The following is a 15,491-nucleotide window of genomic DNA, read 5'->3' as shown; positions in this document are numbered from 1 at the left end:
GGCTTCAGCCCAGCGCCGCGTCAGCATGCTTTTGGTGGGCGAAGCCCGCCCCGGGTGATTGTTCCAGCAGGTAGCGGGGCATAGCCAATTCAAGGAGGTTCAGTACATTGAGTGAATTAACGGCAGAGCAAGTTCAAGGGCTGATTCGCAGCGGAGTACCGATGGCGGAGGATATTGATCTGCGGATCGATCGCCTGGATGTGCAGGGTGCCAGGGCGCGGGTGCCGTATCAGGGCAAGCTGGTGCGACCAGGCGGCACCTTGTCCGGGCCGACCATCATGGCGCTGGCCGATGCGGCCATGTATGCGGTGGTGCTGGGGCGGCTGGGGCGGGTCGAGATGGCGGTGACGGCCAATCTGAATATCAACTTTCTCAGCAAGCCGGCAGCGCTGGATTTGCTGGCGGAAGCGCGCATCCTGCGTCTGTCCCGGCGGCAGGCAGTCTGCGAGGTGGGAATTTTTTCGGCAGGCGCGGAGGATGAGCTGGTGGCGCACGTGACCGGCACCTATGCCTTGCCGCTTTGATTGGCACTTTCAGGCTGCAGAAATGAAAAAACCCGGCAAAAGCCGGGTTTTTTCATGGAGCCAAGTACTTAAGCAGGACTTACAGAATGTCCAGCGGGTACTCGGTGATGATGCGGATTTCGTCGACTGCGTTAGCACCGTTCGAGCCAAAGTAACCAGAGTCAAAGTCTTGGTTGGAGCGCCATGTTGCTTGACGCACACGGAATGACAGGTCTTTGGCGGCGCCTTCCTGGATTACGTACTTGACTTCCAGGTCGCGTTCCCACTCGTCACCACTGTGGCCCATTGCACCGCAATAAGCGCCTTTCGAGCTGCAATCAGCGCCAGTACCATTAGCCTGGCCGCCGGTTACGTAACGCGCCATGAAGCTCAAGCCTGGAACACCAAGGGTAGTCATATCAAGGTCGTAACGAGCTTGGTAGGACTTTTCACCAGGACCGTTGAAGTCGGAGTACTGCAGGGAGTTAGCCAGCCAAATGGAGTCGCCAGCTGATCCGTCAATGCTGACATAGTCGAAAGGCGTATCACCATTTACGCCCTGATGGGCAATGGTGAAAGTCTGAGCGCCAATCGCGAATGCCAAAGAGCCGCTGTAGGCGTTGGTGCTGATATCACCGGCGTTAGCATTGCCAGTGTCTTGGGTGTGGTAATAGTTCAGGCTGGTGCTGAGGGACATTTCGTCTCCCATATCCCAAGTGTGATACAGGTCGGCGTAATACTGATTCCACAGGTCGTCATACTTGGCAGCGTGCAGACCTATGCCCAAGTTGTCGTTGAAGGTGTAATCCCCACCGATGTAGTCAGCGGTATTGAAAGGTGTTTCACCATAGGTTGTCTGCAGCTCACCATCCTGATTGGTTCCATTCGAGGCGCTACCTGAATAGAAATGACCGCCCTGGATGTGCAGATCAGTAATTTCGTCACTGGCAAATGAGGTACCGGTAGCCCAAGCAGGCAACAAACGGCTATCTGGAGTTGCAAACACTGGGCTTGCCGGGCGCTGCTGACCAAAGGCTAGAACAGATTCAGATACGCGAGCTTTAACAGCGCCGCCAGCCAAGCCATATTCGCTCTGGCCTTCATTTGACTTGCTGTTATTTACCGGAAGCAAGCCAGTTCCGCCCTGACCTTGGCCACTGTTCAGTTGCAGGCCAACTTGGCCAAAGGCGTCAACGCCAAAACCAACGATGCCCTGGGTGAAGCCCGAGGTAAAGGTGGTCATGAAGCCGTGAGCCCACTCGTTCCTGTAATTTTGCTCGTCAGGAGCGTTGCCTTTGTTATTGCGGTAAAAAGCAAAGTTGCGGTTTTTCAGCTGAAGATCAGCGTCTTCCAAGAAGCCATTCGATGCTGCCTGGCTGGAGACTTCTTCAACAGGCATTACGTTGGTGGTTGAATCGTCCTGCTCGGTGGCATAAGCCATTTGCGAGGTTGCGGCGGCGACTGCCAGAGCCATTACGCTCCACTTCATCACTTGCATGGGATTACTCCTTTGGTTTTGAACGGACTGCTGTTTCAACTTATGTTGTTGAATGGTCAGCACTATTACAAATTGTATCGGCGAAACTTTATAGCAGGTTTTGCCTTAACGCGAGGATTACCTTTCAATTTTTACAATTTTTACACGGGGAATGCCGTGATTGCGTAGCCATTTTGTCTTTTTTACCGGCTTCAGGCCATTCATTTTTCAGCCTTAAGCTGCCCTTAAGTTTGCTGGCCCACATTGTCCACCAGCTTTTTCTGAACGGTGTGGCATGTCCATGAAGCAGTTGTGGTTACAGCAGACTGAGACGCTTGCCCGTATTGGTCGGGAGCCTGAGCTTGCGTTGCATATGGTTAAGCAGAATTCGGGCCAGAAATGCCGGATGCTGGTTGAAAACTTTATTCGCGAGCGTTTTTTCGAGCGCTACGGGGCGCATATTCAGCACTTTATGCCTTGTTTGCTGGCGCTTGTGGATAGCGCCGGCATCTTGCGCGGCGCGGTCGGCTTACGCAGTGCGGCTTCCGGGCCGTTGTTTCTGGAGCGTTACCTTGTGCAGCCGATCGAGCAGTTGATCGGGCAGCAACAGGCGCAGTGTAACGTGCGTGTGCTTGATCGTAACGAAATTGTCGAAGTCGGCAATCTGGGCACGCTGGCACCAGGTAGTGCGCGTTTGCTGATCGTGGCCCTGACCGATCTGCTGGTAGCCCAGGGGTTTCGCTGGATCAGCTTCACCGGTACGCCCTTGCTGATCAACAGTTTCCAGCGTCTGGGTCTGAATCCTCTGGCGGTGGGTGAGGCCCGTGGCGAATGCATGGGCGGCGAACTGTCCGACTGGGGCAGTTATTACGTCACCAACCCGCAGGTAATGGTCGGCGACATCATGGGTGGCCACCAGTGCCTGCTTCGCAGCGGTTTGTATCAGCGCCTCGGCTTTGAAGGGCTTTATACGGTTGACGGGATGAGCCATGTCGCCTGTGCTTGAGAATTTTTTTCAGCGCTGGCAACAGTATGCCGGGCGTACGGCATTGATTGAGGCGGGCCGGCGTGTGAGTTATGCGGCGTTGGTGGGCGAAATCGGTGCACGTGCGCAGGTGCTGCGTCAGGCTGGGGCAAAACGTCTGGCACTGGCACTGGATAACGGTATCGACTGGGTGTTGTGGGATCTGGCTGCGCTCAAGGCTGGTGTGGTCTGTGTGCCGCTTCCGGGTTTCTTTTCTGCCGATCAGCAAAAGCATGTACTGGATAGTGCCGGTGTCGACTGCCTGATTGTGGCTGAGCCTTCCTTATATAGGCAGTGGGGCTTTGTCGAGACCTCGCGGCAACTGATGCAGCGGGTTCCATCACAGGTGCCCGAGCTGCCGTCAGGCACGCTGAAAATCACTTATACATCGGGAACCACCGGTCAACCCAAAGGCGTTTGCCTGGACGCGGACCTGCAATTGCGTGTTGCGCAAAGTCTCTGGCAAACCACCTTGCCGTGTGCAGTAGACAAGCATCTGTGTGTGCTGCCGCTGGCAACCCTGCTGGAAAATATTGCCGGGGTGTACGCGCCGTTATTGGCGGGAGCGAGTATCGAGCTGGCACCGATGGCGCAGATCGGTCTGCAGGGTGCCAGCGGCTTCGATCTGCCGCGCTTTCTTGGCACGTTGAACCGGGTGCAGCCGCACAGTCTGATTTTGTTGCCGCAATTGTTGCTGGCCGTGGTGACGGCTGCCGAGCGCGGTTTGCCAGTGCCGAAATCGTTGCGCTTTATCGCTGTGGGTGGCGGGCGGGTGGCGCCGCAATTGCTGGCGCGCGCCGATGCACTGGGGCTGCCGGTGTATGAGGGGTATGGCTTGTCCGAGTGCGCCTCGGTGGTCTGTCTGAACGCGCCGGATCAGCGTCAGCCGGGAGCGGTTGGTCAGCCGCTCGGGCACCTGCAGGTGCAATTGGCAGCCGATGGCGAAGTGCTGGTCAAGGGCGCGCAGATGCTCGGCTATGTCGGTGAACCGCCGCTGGCTGGCGAATGGCTGGCGACCGGTGATCTGGGCCATTTCGAAGGCGAGTACCTGGTACTGCACGGGCGCAAGAAGCACCAGTTCATCACGGCGTTCGGGCGCAATGTGAATCCTGAGTGGGTCGAGTCGGAGTTGGTGCAGCAACTACCCATCGCCCAGGCCTGGCTGCAGGGTGAGGCCATGCCGGCAAATGTAGCCATTATCGTGGCGCGTTTTGCTGCGACCACCGATGCCGAGATCGCCGCTGCCATCGCCGGGGTCAACCGGCATCTGCCGGATTATGCGCGGGTGCATCACTGGCTGCGCGCCGCCGAGCCTTTCAATGCGACTAACGGTCTGGCTACGGCCAATGGTCGCCTGCGCCGGGCGGCCCTTAATCAACATTATCAATCCGCCATCGCCGCGAGCCTGGCGGCCGGGACTGTCTGAGGAGTTAATTATGGATTTTTTTGATGAGCTGAACCAGCTGACCAGCGCAGAGCGGGACTATCTGCTGGGCGCGCCGATCATCACCCAGGCCAGTGCCGGCAAGGTCAGCCTGCCCAGCTATGTGGCGTTTCTCGGTCAGGCCTACCACCACGTCAAGCACACCACGCCGCTGTTGATGGCGTGCGGCGCGCGCTTGCCGGAGCGTCTGGAGTGGCTGCGCGAAGCGGTTGCCGAGTACATAGAGGAAGAACTGGGTCATCAGGAGTGGGTACTCAACGATATTCGCGCCTGCGGTGCGGATGCTGAAGCAGTGCGTGAGGCTACCCCCAATCTGCCTACCGAGCTGATGGTCAGCTACGTCTACGACCGCATCCAGCGGCATAACCCGGTGAGTTTCTTCGGCATGGTGCATGTGCTGGAAGGTACCAGTATCGCCCTGGCTACCCAGATGGCCGGCATCATCAAGGGCGGCCTGGGCTTGCCAGCCCAGGCGTTCAGTTACCTGACGTCCCACGGCAGCCTGGATATCGGCCATGTCGAGTTTTTCAAGAAACTGATGAACCGGCTGGATAACCAGGCAGACAAGGCGGCGGTGGTGCACACCGCCAGAGTCGTTTATCGCCTGTATGGCGATATGTTCCGCAGCCTGCCGTTATCGGTCTGAGCGGGCTCAAGGAGAGCAGCATGCAACTGTCAGACTGCAGAATTGTGCTAACCGGTGCCAGTGGCGGCATCGGTCAGGCACTGGTTGAGACCCTCTGCGCCAGCGGTGCGCAACTTTTGCTGGTGGGACGCCATGCGGATGCTCTGGAGAAACTGGCCAGCAGCTATCCGGGCAAGGTCAGTGTGGTAGTGGCGGATATTGTCGAGCGTTCGGGCCGGGATGCCGTACAGGCGGCGGCACGAAGCTTTGGCGGGGTGAATCTGCTGATCAACGCCGCCGGGCAGAACCGTTTCAGTCTGCTGGAACAGCATGATGAGGACGCGATGGCGGCGCTGATCAATCTCAACGTCACGGCCACCCTGCAGCTGACCCAGCGCCTGTTGCCGCTGCTGATGCAGCAAGGTCGAGCGATGGTGGTAAATATCGGTTCGACATTCGGCTCGATCGGCTATCCGGGGTTTGCCACCTATTGCGCGAGCAAGTTTGCCCTGCGCGGGTTTTCCGAGGCGCTGCGCCGCGAGTTGGCGGACACCCAGGTCAGGGTTTTATACATCGCGCCACGGGCAACCCGCACCGGCATGAATGCGGAAAATGTGCTGGCAATGAATGACGAACTGAAAGTCAGCATGGATGAGCCGCTGGCGGTCGCAGCGCAGGTGCTCGGAGCTATCCGGGCCGAGCGTGAAGAGCTGTATCTGGGCTGGCCGGAAAAGTTCTTCGTGAAGCTCAACGGCCTGTTGCCAAGGCTGGTCGACCAGTCGTTGCGCAAGCAATTGCCGACCATTCAACGCTTCGCCAAATCGAAAAACTGAAAGGAGGTCTGCCATGTTGCGTTACCTGTTGGTTTTCTGCGCCTGCTTGCTCAGCTTGCCGGCTTTTGCCTTGAGCGAAAGTACTCAGGAAAATCTCAAGCTACTGCAAACCCGCTGGGCCCAGATCAACTACCAGACACCTGCAGCCGAGCGTGAAAAAGACTTTGCCAGATTGTCCGCCGAAGCTGCGACCATGGTGCGTAATGACCCGGCTGCCGAGCTGCTGATCTGGCGCGGCATCATCCTCAGCACCTATGCTGGAGCCAAGGGCGGACTCGGTGCGCTGGATCTGGTCAAGCAGGCCAGGGCCAGTCTGGAGCAAGCCATCAAGACCGATCCGGCAGCGCTGGATGGTTCGGCTTACACCAGCCTCGGGGCGCTGTACTATCAGGTACCCGGCTGGCCGATCGGTTTTGGCGATGACGAGCAGGCTGATGTGCTGCTCAAGAAAGCCCTGACAATGAACCCGGACGGGATTGATCCGAACTATTTCTATGGGGATTTCCTGTTCCGCGAAAAGCGTTATGCAGAGGCCAAAGCGGCTCTGGAAAAGGCCCTGAAGGCGCCGGATCGACCCGGGCGGGAAGTGGCCGATGCCGGGCGCCGCGCCGAAGTAAAGGCATTGCTGATCAAGGTCCAGAGCGAACTCGACTGAATGTTTGGCGGTTAACAAGGAGCGGCTATGCGGGTGTTGCTGGTCGAGGACGATGTGGCTCTGGCGGAAGGCATTCGCATGGCCCTGAAGCCGGAAGGTTATACCGTGGACTGGCTGCAGGATGGCGTGAGCGCCCTGCATGCGCTGCAGCAGGAAAGTTTTGATCTGCTGGTGCTTGATCTGGGTTTGCCGCGCATGGACGGTTTGCAGGTGCTCAAGCAGCTGCGAGCGGCGGCCAACCCGCTGCCGGTGCTGGTGCTGACTGCCCGCGACGCCACGTCTGACCGCATTGCCGGACTGGATGCCGGCGCGGATGATTATCTGGTCAAGCCATTCGACCTGGCTGAGCTCAAGGCGCGGCTACGGGCCCTGCTCAGGCGCAGCATGGGTCGCGCGCAATCCTTGCTGGAGTACCGTGGTATCACGCTCGACCCCTCGAGCATGGAAGTTACATTCAGCGGCAAGCCGTTAGTCCTGTCGCGCAAGGAGTTTCTGCTGTTGCATGAGCTTATCGCCCAGCCCGGGCGGGTACTGACCCGTGACAGGCTGCAGCAGGTGCTTTACGGCTGGGATGAGGAAATCGAAAGCAATGCCCTGGAGGTGCATGTGCACAACCTGCGCAAGAAAGTCTTTCCTGAACTGATCCGCACGGTGCGCGGGGTCGGTTATCTGGTTGACCGGCAGGCGCCATGACAGGCTCGATCCGCAGCCGCACACTGCTGCTGGTCTTGTTGCTGCTGACCGTGACCACCAGCCTGTTGACCTATAAAAGCTACCGTGACGCCAGGCATGAAATCGAAGAGCTGTTCGATGCCCGCCTGGCGCAGTCGGCACGCCTGCTCGAAGGACTGTTGCATGGCTCCGAGCCGGAATCGACCCGTCAGGCCATGCAGTTGGCGCTTGACCAGGGCGCAGACAGTTTGGCCGCAGGGGATGAAAAGGGCGCGCATCCCTATGAAAGCAAGCTGTCATTCCAGTTGCTGGATCAGGCCGGCAAAGTACAACTGGAGTCGGCACAGGCGCCGCACGAGGCGCTGCCCAGATTGCTGGCGCAATTGGCGGATTCCGCCCCAAGCGCAAAGGCGCACGGCTCAATACCAGCGATTCAGGCTCTGGCAGCAGAGTTGCCGGGGTTTCACGATCTACGGCTGGGTGCTTATGAATGGCGGGTGTTCCTGCTGCATGAACCAGCCAAAGGTTTCTGGATTCTGGTTGGTGAGCGCGATGATGTGCGCGGCGAATTGGTGCAGAAAATCGTCTTGCGCAGCCTGATGAGCGAAATTCTCGGGCTGCCGCTGATTGGCCTGCTGGTCTGGTTTGCAGTAGGTGTCGGGCTCAAACCGCTACGGCAAATGGCTGAACTGCTCAAGCAGCGTGCCCCGGAAAGCCTCGCCCCGCTGACTCTGGCACCGTTGCCGGCTGAGCTGGAGCCGATGACTGCCGCGCTGAATCGCTTGCTGTTGCAGGTGAATCAGTTATTGAGCCGGGAAAAGCGCTTTATTGCCGATGCTGCGCACGAATTGCGCACGCCGTTGGCGGTGCTGCGCATCCATGCGCAAAATGCCCTGCAAGCACCGGATGGCGAAGACCGCAAGGCCGCTTTGAATCAGCTGGAACTGGGTGTCGAGCGGGCAACCCGGGTGGTGGCACAGTTACTGACCATGGCGCGGCTGGAGCCCAGGGCGATGCAGATGGCCATGACCGATGTCGATCTGGCACCGCTGCTGCGCCATGAGCTGGCCGAGCTGACGCCACTGGCGCTCGCTCGCCAGCAGGAGCTGCTGTTCGAGCTGGATGAGGCAGGCGACTATCACCTGTGCGCCGATGCCCCGAGTCTGGCTACCTTGCTGCAGAATCTGGTGAGCAATGCCGTACAGCACACGCCGGCCCACGGTCAGATCAGGGTCAGCTTGCAGGCGGAGCCGCAGTGCCTGCGTCTGCTGGTCGAAGACAATGGTCCGGGAGTGCCGCAAGCGCAGCGTCAGCAGTTATTTGAACGATTCTATCGACAGGGCGCGGGGCAGGGTGCCGGGCTTGGGCTGTCGATCGCACAACGCATCGTCGAGTTGCATAACGGTGAAATCCGGCTGGACGATGCTGTGTCCGGCGGGCTGCAGGTCAGTGTTGTGTTGCCGAGATAATCCCGCTTGATCAGGCTGTAAATTGGCTGGCCAGCGCCTTGTCAATCCGGCTATGCTGGCCTGAGTCCGGTCATTGCCGGGCCTGATAATAATGAAAATGAAGAGGAAAACCTGCACATGAAGCGAGTACTGAGTGTAGCCCTGCTGGCCAGCCTGTTGGCTAGCCCGGTAATGGGCGCCGAGTTGACCGGCAAGCTGAAGTCGATTGCCGAGACCAAAACCATTCTGATCGGCCACCGTACCGAATCGATTCCGTTTTCCTTTGTCGACACCAACGGTGAGCCCATGGGCTACTCGATAGACCTGTGCAAGCGGGTTGCCGCAGGCATCCAGCAGCAATTGAAGCTGCCCAAGCTGGACATAAAATTCATCCCGCTGACGGCGGAAAATCGCTTCGAGAAGGTCGCCAGTGGTGACGTGGACATCGAATGCGGCAACAGCAGCGACACCATTTCCCGGCAGAAAATCGTCGATTTCAGCCTGATGACCTGGGTGGATGGCGGTAATTTCCTGGTCAAGGGCGACAAGCCGGTCAAGAGCCTTACGGATATGGCCGGCAAGAAGATCGGTGTAGTTGCAGGCAATACCACGGAAACAGCGCTCAAGGCCTGGGCCGAAAAGAACATGGTGACCTTCGAGCTGGTGCCGGTGAAGACACATATCGATGGCATGCAAAAGCTCAATAACGGCGAGATAGACGGCTACGCGGCGGATCAGACAGTGCTGATTGGCATGGTTGCATCGGCACCCAAAGGCGCCAAGTTCAACATTGCACCGCATACGTTCTCCTATGAGCCCTACGCGCTGGTCGTGCCGCGCAATGACGCGGACTTCAAGCAGGCGGTCAACCGGGTACTCGCGCAGTTGTACCGCACCGGCGAAGTGATGAGCGTCTACAACACCTGGTTTGGCAAGTTCGGCAAGCCACCAATGGCGCTGGTTGTGATGTATCAGCTGAACGCTCTGCCGGAGTAATGTTCTGCCGCTGCCTGCCGACAGCCGTTGGCAGGCAGTTTTACCTGTGATCCCGGATCGAGGAGCCTGCGATGTTCAATCTGGATTCCCGTCTAGCCAATGACACCCTGCTCATGGGTGACTTCACTTTGTGCCGCCTGCTGCTGATGAATGACCGCCAGTACCCGTGGTTCATTCTGGTGCCACGGCGTGAAGCGGTCAGCGAACTGTTTCAGCTCGATAGTGCGGATCAACAGTTACTCTGGCAGGAAACCACGGCTCTGGCCGAGGTGCTCAAGGATACATTCAGTGCCGACAAGATGAATGTAGCGACGCTGGGCAACATGGTCAGTCAGTTGCACATGCACGTCATCGTGCGGCGCAAGAGTGACCCGGCATGGCCAGCGCCAGTCTGGGGCCGGCATCCGCCAGTTGCTTATACAGTCGAGGAAGTGGCGGCCATCCGGCAGAAGCTGGCTATGGTGCTGACGGATGATTTTTGCTTTTCGGAGACGGCTTGATGAGTGACGATCTGCGCATTATCGAGCTGGAAACCCGCCAGGCCTTTCAGGAAGACAACTTGCTGGCCCTGAACGATGTGGTGGTAGCCCAGCAACGCGCCATAGACTTGCTGCAACAGCAGATTGCTGCACTTGTCCGGCGCCAGGAAGAGTTGCAGGGGCAGTTTGGCATTTCCGAAGATGAAGCACCGCCGCCGCATTATTGAAGGCATAAAAAAACCACCTTGCGGTGGTTTTTTTATGCCTGGAGTCAGCGTCCGCCCGGCGCGGCGGCGGTGACATCTTCGGCCTGCAGGCCTTTTTCACGATTCATTACCACGAACTCGACACGCTGGCCTTCGACCAGCACACGATGACCTTCGCCGCGAATGGCACGGAAGTGCACAAAAATATCATCGCCGGAGTCGCGCGAAATGAAGCCGAAACCCTTGGATGTATTGAACCATTTGACGGTGCCGGCCTCACGATTGCCCTGCTCGCCGCTGAAGGTGGTCGCTGCTTTGCTGCGTGCTGGCAGGTTGCCAGCCAGGAGCGCAATCACGGCGCCGATCACTGCGGTCAACGCCAGTAACACGGCCGGTTGTCCGGCAACCTGGGGCAGTGGTGCCAGCACCACGACAGCCTGCAGGGCGGCTGCCAGTACGATCAGCGTGGATGCAGTTGATTGCAGTGCGCTGCGGCTGCCGCGTCCGCTAAGGCCAGCGGCGAGCAGGTTGATCAGGCCGCAGAACAGCAGATAAACCACGTCAGGTTGTTGCAGCAGGTTCGGCGCTTCAGCACCGAGGGTGGGGATAAATGACAACAGCAGGGCGGCAACGCCCGTCAACAGATGAACAATTTTGAACATAACGGAATTAACTCGCTTTGACGAAAAGGTGGCTATCAGAAAAATTGCTTTGCAGCCCGGGCGGTTGAAAGAAGTCCGCGGCTAACTGCTTGGGTTGCTGGTTTTTCGAGCGACTCGAAAGCAGCAGTCGGGTATTTAACCGTAAAGCCGGTGACTACTCAATTCTGCCGGCAAGGTTGCGCCCGTGGCGTCGGGGCATCTGTCAGAGGCTGCGTAGAGTCGGGGAGTTAGCTTGCCCGGACACGATTCGCAGGGCTTTCTGCTGAAGTTGTCGCAGTAAAATAGCCTGTTGCTATCCAGCTGCGGCAGGCCGGATTTGCCCTTTTTGTGGTTCACGCAAGAGTTGTGCCGGATACCTGGCGGCTGTGTCTTGCGGATTAACTGTATATAATCGCGCCCTTTGCCGCAGGGTATCGGTTTGTCGCCGGGCCATTGCCGACTGCCGTGCTGGCAGGGCAATTGGCGGTAAATTCCGGCACAACGAATTCAAGCACTTAACGGAAGCGAACAAAGATCATGATGCGCACTCACTATTGCGGCCAGCTGAACGAAGCGCTGGACGGCCAGGAAATCACTCTTTGCGGTTGGGTTCACCGGCGCCGCGACCATGGCGGTGTGATTTTCCTCGACATTCGTGACCGCGAAGGTCTGGCCCAGGTGGTGTTCGATCCGGATCGTGGCGAAACCTTTGCCAAGGCGGACCGGGTGCGCAGCGAGTTCGTGGTCAAGGTAACCGGCAAGGTGCGTTTGCGTCCGGCCGGCGCAGTCAATCCGAACATGGCTTCCGGTGCCATCGAGGTGCTCGGCTACGAACTGGAAGTGCTGAACGAAGCGGAAACACCACCGTTCCCGCTCAACGAATACACCGACGTGGGTGAGGAAACGCGCCTGCGCTATCGCTTTATCGACCTGCGTCGTCCGGAAATGGCCGAGAAGCTCAAGCTGCGCTCGCGCATCACCTCGAGTATTCGTCGCTACCTCGACGACAACGGCTTCCTCGATGTGGAAACGCCGATCCTGACCCGTGCCACACCGGAGGGTGCGCGCGACTATCTGGTGCCGAGCCGCACCCATGCCGGCAGCTTCTTTGCGTTGCCGCAGTCGCCGCAACTGTTCAAGCAGCTGCTGATGGTGGCCGGCTTCGATCGCTATTACCAGATCGCCAAATGCTTCCGCGACGAGGACCTGCGTGCCGATCGTCAGCCTGAGTTCACCCAGATCGACATCGAGACCAGCTTCCTCGATGAAGACGACATCATGGCCATCACCGAGAAGATGATTCGCCAGCTGTTCAAAGAAGTACTGGATCTGGAGTTCGGCGAGTTCCCGCATATGACCTTCGCCGAAGCCATGCGCCGCTACGGCTCGGACAAGCCGGACCTGCGTAACCCGCTGGAACTGGTGGATGTGGAAGACCAGCTCAAGGACGTCGATTTCAAGGTGTTCGCCGGCCCTGCCAACGATCCCAAGTGCCGCGTCGCTGCCTTGCGCGTGCCGGGCGGGGCGAGCATGCCGCGCAAGCAGATCGACGATTACACCAAGTTCGTCGGCATCTACGGAGCCCGCGGGCTGGCCTATATCAAGGTCAACGAGCGTGCGGCCGGGGTTGAGGGTCTGCAGTCGCCGATCGTCAAGAACATTCCGCTGGACAATATCAACGTGATTCTTGATCGCGTCGGTGCGGTGGACGGCGATCTGGTGTTCTTTGGTGCGGACAAGGCCAAGATCGTCAGCGAAGCCCTGGGCGCGCTGCGTATCAAGCTCGGTCATGACCTCGATCTGCTGACTTGCGCATGGGCGCCGATGTGGGTAATCGACTTCCCGATGTTTGAAGAAGCCGACGACGGCAGCCTGAATTCGCTGCACCACCCGTTCACTGCACCCAAGTGCACTCCGGACGAGCTGCGTGCCAACCCGGCGGCGGCATTGTCGCGCGCCTACGACATGGTGCTCAACGGCACCGAGCTGGGCGGCGGTTCGATCCGTATCCACGACAAGGCCATGCAGCAGACCGTGTTCGATGTGCTGGGCATCAGCGCCGCAGAGCAGCAGGAGAAGTTCGGCTTCCTGCTGGATGCGCTGAAATACGGTGCACCACCGCATGGCGGACTGGCCTTTGGTCTGGATCGTCTGGTGATGCTGATGACCGGTGCCAGCTCGATTCGTGAAGTGATTGCCTTCCCGAAAACCCAGAGCGCCGCTTGCGTCATGACCCAGGCGCCGGGTGTGGTGGATAACAACGCCCTGCGCGATCTGCACATTCGTTTGCGCGAGCAAGCCAAAGCCGAGTGATGCTGTTTGCGTGATGGTTCCCATGCTCCGCGTGGGAACCTCATCCCCGGGTGCTCAGCGTCCCGCACTCGCAGAACCAGCTCGGCTGCGCTCCCACACAGAGCATGGGAGCGATCATCAATTTGTAGCAACCGGAGTGAAATATGGCTGGTCATTCCAAATGGGCCAACATCAAACACCGCAAGGGACGTCAGGACGCCAAGCGCGGCAAGATCTTCACCAAGCTGATTCGTGAGCTGACCGTTGCCGCCAAAGGTGGCGCCTTGCCATCCGAGAATCCGCGCCTGCGTCTGGCGGTGGACAAGGCGCTGACCGCCAACATGACCCGCGACACCATCGACCGGGCCATAGCCCGCGGTGCCGGTGCCAGCGAAGCCGACAACATGACCGAGCTGAGCTACGAAGGTTATGCCGTCAGTGGCGTGGCGATCATCGTCGAGGCGATGACCGATAACCGCAACCGCACGGCAGCCGCGGTGCGCCATGCCTTCACCAAGTGCGGCGGTAATCTGGGTACCGATGGTTCGGTGGCCTATATGTTCGAGCGCAAAGGCCAGATCAGCTTCGCTGCGGGTGTCGATGAAGACGCATTGCTGGAAGCGGCACTGGAAGCCGGAGCCGATGATGTGGAAATGGCCGAGGACGGTTCGGCGCTGGTGTCGACCAGTTTCGCCGACTTTCTCAGCGTCAACGAGGCCCTGGCGGCCGCCGGTTTCAAGGGTGAGGAGGCGGAAATCGCCATGATCCCCACGATCAGTGCGCCGGTTACGGATCTGGAAACTGCACAGAAGGTCCTCAAGCTGATCGACATGCTGGAGGACCTGGATGATGTGCAGGAGGTCTACCACAACGCCGACATTGCCGATGAGTTGATGGAGCAGCTGGACTAGAAGCTGTCCGTAGCAGTGCTGCAAAAGACCGGAAGCTGCCCGTGGCGCTTCCGGTTTTTTTCTGTGCACTGGTGGGTGACGTGCCGGGAGAGACTCCCTATACTCGCAGACTGGATATATAGACAGTATCAAGACATGACGCTGATTCTGGGAATTGACCCCGGCTCGCGCATCACCGGCTATGGCGTGGTGCGTGACACCGGGCGTGGCTGCGAGTACATCGCTTCGGGCTGTATCCGCACCGGTGAGGGCGCATTGCCGGAGCGGCTGCAGAAGGTCTATCGCGGTGTCTGTGAGGTGATCCAGACGTATAAGCCAACGACCATGGGCATTGAGCAGGTGTTTATGGCGCGCAATGCCGACTCCGCACTCAAGCTGGGTCAGGCGCGTGGTGCGGCGATTGTCGCGGGTGTCGAGCAGGGGCTGGAGGTGGCGGAGTACACCGCCACCCAGGTCAAGCAGGCGCTGGTCGGCTCCGGCCGGGCCGACAAGGAGCAGGTGCAGCTGATGGTCATGCACATGCTCAAGCTGGTGCAGAAACCGCAAATCGACGCCTCGGATGCACTGGCGATAGCCATCTGCCACGCCCATCATCGGCAAAGCCTGATTCCCCACGGCCTTTCCGGCGCCAAACAGCGTGCCGGCCGCCTGCGACTTTGAACAAGGAATTGACTCTGTGATCGGACGCCTGCGTGGCACCCTGGTGGAGAAGCATCCACCGCACCTGATACTGGATGTCGGCGGTATCGGCTATGAGCTGGAAGTGCCGATGTCCACGCTTTATCGTCTGCCGGCGGTGGGCGAGCCATTGATCCTGCATACCCATCTGGTGGTGCGCGAGGATGCTCAGCTGCTTTACGGTTTCTTCGAGAAGCGCGAGCGCGAGCTGTTTCGCGAACTGATCCGCCTGAATGGCGTGGGGCCGAAACTGGCACTGGCGCTGATGTCGGGTCTGGACGTGGATGAGCTGGTACGCTGCGTACAGGCACAGGATAGTTCGGTGCTGGTCAAGGTTCCCGGTGTCGGCAAGAAAACCGCCGAGCGCCTGCTGGTTGAACTCAAGGACCGCTTCAAGGCCTGGGAGACGTTGCCCGGCATGTCGACACTGGTGATTGAACCACGGCCCGGTGTCGCGGTCTCAAGTGCCGAAACCGATGCACTGGGTGCGCTGATCTCGCTGGGCTACAAGCCGCAGGAGGCCAGTCGTGCGGTTGCTGCCGTGCTGGAAGAGGGTCTGTCCAGCGAAGAACTGATTCGTCGTGCTCTCAAGGGGATGGTGTAAGCC

17 protein-coding genes are annotated in these 15,491 nt (G+C 59.0%); 15 read left to right on the top strand and 2 right to left on the bottom strand.

The annotated features are described in order from the left end of the window. The first annotated feature begins 161 nt into the window (after positions 1-161). Positions 162-524 carry a PaaI family thioesterase gene (locus BLT89_RS10060; protein ID WP_090194673.1) on the top strand — a complete coding sequence of 121 codons (363 nt, stop codon included), beginning with the start codon at positions 162-164 and terminating at the stop codon, positions 522-524. A 79-nt stretch (positions 525-603) separates the two neighbouring features. Here the strand turns inward: BLT89_RS10060 and BLT89_RS10055 are convergent, their stop codons facing one another. Next, positions 604-2,001, bottom strand: coding sequence for an OprD family porin (locus tag BLT89_RS10055; protein WP_090194671.1), 1,398 nt, complete (start codon positions 1,999-2,001; stop codon positions 604-606). A 280-nt stretch (positions 2,002-2,281) separates the two neighbouring features. Here BLT89_RS10055 and BLT89_RS10050 point away from each other — a divergent pair, with 280 nt between their 5' ends. From BLT89_RS10050 to BLT89_RS10005, 10 genes are all read left to right on the top strand, one after another. Then, positions 2,282-2,986 (top strand): thermostable hemolysin, encoded by a 705-nt coding sequence (locus BLT89_RS10050; RefSeq protein ID WP_090194670.1) that lies wholly within the window; start codon positions 2,282-2,284, stop codon positions 2,984-2,986. Next, complete coding sequence (locus tag BLT89_RS10045; RefSeq protein WP_090194668.1) at positions 2,970-4,430, top strand: AMP-binding protein; 1,461 nt, start codon at positions 2,970-2,972, stop codon at positions 4,428-4,430. Before BLT89_RS10050 ends, BLT89_RS10045 begins: the two co-directional genes overlap by 17 nt. Before the next feature lie 10 nt (positions 4,431-4,440). Next, positions 4,441-5,094 (top strand): TenA family transcriptional regulator, encoded by a 654-nt coding sequence (locus BLT89_RS10040; RefSeq protein WP_090194667.1) that lies wholly within the window; start codon positions 4,441-4,443, stop codon positions 5,092-5,094. 20 nt (positions 5,095-5,114) lie between these two features. Beyond that, positions 5,115-5,906, top strand: a complete 792-nt coding sequence (locus BLT89_RS10035) for an SDR family oxidoreductase (RefSeq protein ID WP_090194665.1) — start codon at positions 5,115-5,117, stop codon at positions 5,904-5,906. A gap of 16 nt (positions 5,907-5,922) precedes the next feature. Then, complete coding sequence (locus BLT89_RS10030) at positions 5,923-6,561, top strand: tetratricopeptide repeat protein (RefSeq protein ID WP_090198912.1); 639 nt, start codon at positions 5,923-5,925, stop codon at positions 6,559-6,561. A gap of 27 nt (positions 6,562-6,588) precedes the next feature. Beyond that, positions 6,589-7,254 carry a response regulator gene (locus tag BLT89_RS10025; RefSeq protein WP_090194663.1) on the top strand — a complete coding sequence of 222 codons (666 nt, stop codon included), beginning with the start codon at positions 6,589-6,591 and terminating at the stop codon, positions 7,252-7,254. Beyond that, a complete protein-coding gene (locus BLT89_RS10020; protein WP_090194661.1) occupies positions 7,251-8,702 on the top strand; it encodes a sensor histidine kinase in 1,452 nt (483 codons plus the stop codon). Before BLT89_RS10025 ends, BLT89_RS10020 begins: the two co-directional genes overlap by 4 nt. Before the next feature lie 117 nt (positions 8,703-8,819). Further along, on the top strand, positions 8,820-9,677 hold the full coding sequence (locus tag BLT89_RS10015) for an amino acid ABC transporter substrate-binding protein (protein ID WP_090194659.1): 858 nt from the start codon (positions 8,820-8,822) through the stop codon (positions 9,675-9,677). A gap of 71 nt (positions 9,678-9,748) precedes the next feature. Continuing rightward, positions 9,749-10,177, top strand: coding sequence for an HIT family protein (locus tag BLT89_RS10010; RefSeq protein ID WP_090194658.1), 429 nt, complete (start codon positions 9,749-9,751; stop codon positions 10,175-10,177). Further along, on the top strand, positions 10,177-10,383 hold the full coding sequence (locus BLT89_RS10005; protein ID WP_090194656.1) for a SlyX family protein: 207 nt from the start codon (positions 10,177-10,179) through the stop codon (positions 10,381-10,383). Before BLT89_RS10010 ends, BLT89_RS10005 begins: the two co-directional genes overlap by 1 nt. A gap of 44 nt (positions 10,384-10,427) precedes the next feature. Here the strand turns inward: BLT89_RS10005 and BLT89_RS18000 are convergent, their stop codons facing one another. Further along, positions 10,428-11,024 (bottom strand): cold-shock protein, encoded by a 597-nt coding sequence (locus BLT89_RS18000; RefSeq protein WP_090194654.1) that lies wholly within the window; start codon positions 11,022-11,024, stop codon positions 10,428-10,430. Positions 11,025-11,540: 516 nt separating this feature from the next. Between BLT89_RS18000 and aspS the strand changes: the two genes are divergently transcribed. The 4 genes from aspS to ruvA all read left to right on the top strand — a co-directional run bounded on the left by aspS (position 11,541) and on the right by ruvA (position 15,488). Beyond that, complete coding sequence (gene aspS, locus BLT89_RS09995; protein ID WP_090194653.1) at positions 11,541-13,316, top strand: aspartate--tRNA ligase; 1,776 nt, start codon at positions 11,541-11,543, stop codon at positions 13,314-13,316. Between the two features lie 143 nt (positions 13,317-13,459). Beyond that, positions 13,460-14,206: a YebC/PmpR family DNA-binding transcriptional regulator gene (locus BLT89_RS09990; RefSeq protein WP_090194651.1), complete on the top strand. Its 747-nt coding sequence runs from the start codon at positions 13,460-13,462 to the stop codon at positions 14,204-14,206. Between the two features lie 135 nt (positions 14,207-14,341). Further along, positions 14,342-14,866, top strand: a complete 525-nt coding sequence (ruvC, locus tag BLT89_RS09985; RefSeq protein WP_090194649.1) for a crossover junction endodeoxyribonuclease RuvC — start codon at positions 14,342-14,344, stop codon at positions 14,864-14,866. 16 nt (positions 14,867-14,882) lie between these two features. Further along, positions 14,883-15,488 (top strand): Holliday junction branch migration protein RuvA, encoded by a 606-nt coding sequence (gene ruvA, locus BLT89_RS09980; RefSeq protein WP_090194648.1) that lies wholly within the window; start codon positions 14,883-14,885, stop codon positions 15,486-15,488. Positions 15,489-15,491: the final 3 nt, after the last annotated feature.

This window comes from Pseudomonas pohangensis, from assembly GCF_900105995.1.
Taxonomy (GTDB): Bacteria; Pseudomonadota; Gammaproteobacteria; order Pseudomonadales; family Pseudomonadaceae; genus Aquipseudomonas; species Aquipseudomonas pohangensis.
Note: the sequence above shows the minus strand (reverse complement) of the source record. Positions and strands in the feature narration are given on the sequence as shown.

Coding starts and splice junctions, on each gene's coding strand:
- BLT89_RS18000 (WP_090194654.1), bottom strand. CDS start 11,024: ATGTTCAAAATTGTTCATCTGTTGACGGGCGTTGCCGCCCTGCTGTTG.
- ruvC (WP_090194649.1), top strand. CDS start 14,342: ATGACGCTGATTCTGGGAATTGACCCCGGCTCGCGCATCACCGGCTAT.
- BLT89_RS09990 (WP_090194651.1), top strand. CDS start 13,460: ATGGCTGGTCATTCCAAATGGGCCAACATCAAACACCGCAAGGGACGT.
- BLT89_RS10035 (WP_090194665.1), top strand. CDS start 5,115: ATGCAACTGTCAGACTGCAGAATTGTGCTAACCGGTGCCAGTGGCGGC.
- BLT89_RS10040 (WP_090194667.1), top strand. CDS start 4,441: ATGGATTTTTTTGATGAGCTGAACCAGCTGACCAGCGCAGAGCGGGAC.
- aspS (WP_090194653.1), top strand. CDS start 11,541: ATGATGCGCACTCACTATTGCGGCCAGCTGAACGAAGCGCTGGACGGC.
- BLT89_RS10050 (WP_090194670.1), top strand. CDS start 2,282: ATGAAGCAGTTGTGGTTACAGCAGACTGAGACGCTTGCCCGTATTGGT.
- BLT89_RS10060 (WP_090194673.1), top strand. CDS start 162: ATGGCGGAGGATATTGATCTGCGGATCGATCGCCTGGATGTGCAGGGT.
- BLT89_RS10020 (WP_090194661.1), top strand. CDS start 7,251: ATGACAGGCTCGATCCGCAGCCGCACACTGCTGCTGGTCTTGTTGCTG.
- BLT89_RS10015 (WP_090194659.1), top strand. CDS start 8,820: ATGAAGCGAGTACTGAGTGTAGCCCTGCTGGCCAGCCTGTTGGCTAGC.
- BLT89_RS10025 (WP_090194663.1), top strand. CDS start 6,589: ATGCGGGTGTTGCTGGTCGAGGACGATGTGGCTCTGGCGGAAGGCATT.
- BLT89_RS10010 (WP_090194658.1), top strand. CDS start 9,749: ATGTTCAATCTGGATTCCCGTCTAGCCAATGACACCCTGCTCATGGGT.
- BLT89_RS10005 (WP_090194656.1), top strand. CDS start 10,177: ATGAGTGACGATCTGCGCATTATCGAGCTGGAAACCCGCCAGGCCTTT.
- BLT89_RS10055 (WP_090194671.1), bottom strand. CDS start 2,001: ATGCAAGTGATGAAGTGGAGCGTAATGGCTCTGGCAGTCGCCGCCGCA.
- BLT89_RS10045 (WP_090194668.1), top strand. CDS start 2,970: ATGTCGCCTGTGCTTGAGAATTTTTTTCAGCGCTGGCAACAGTATGCC.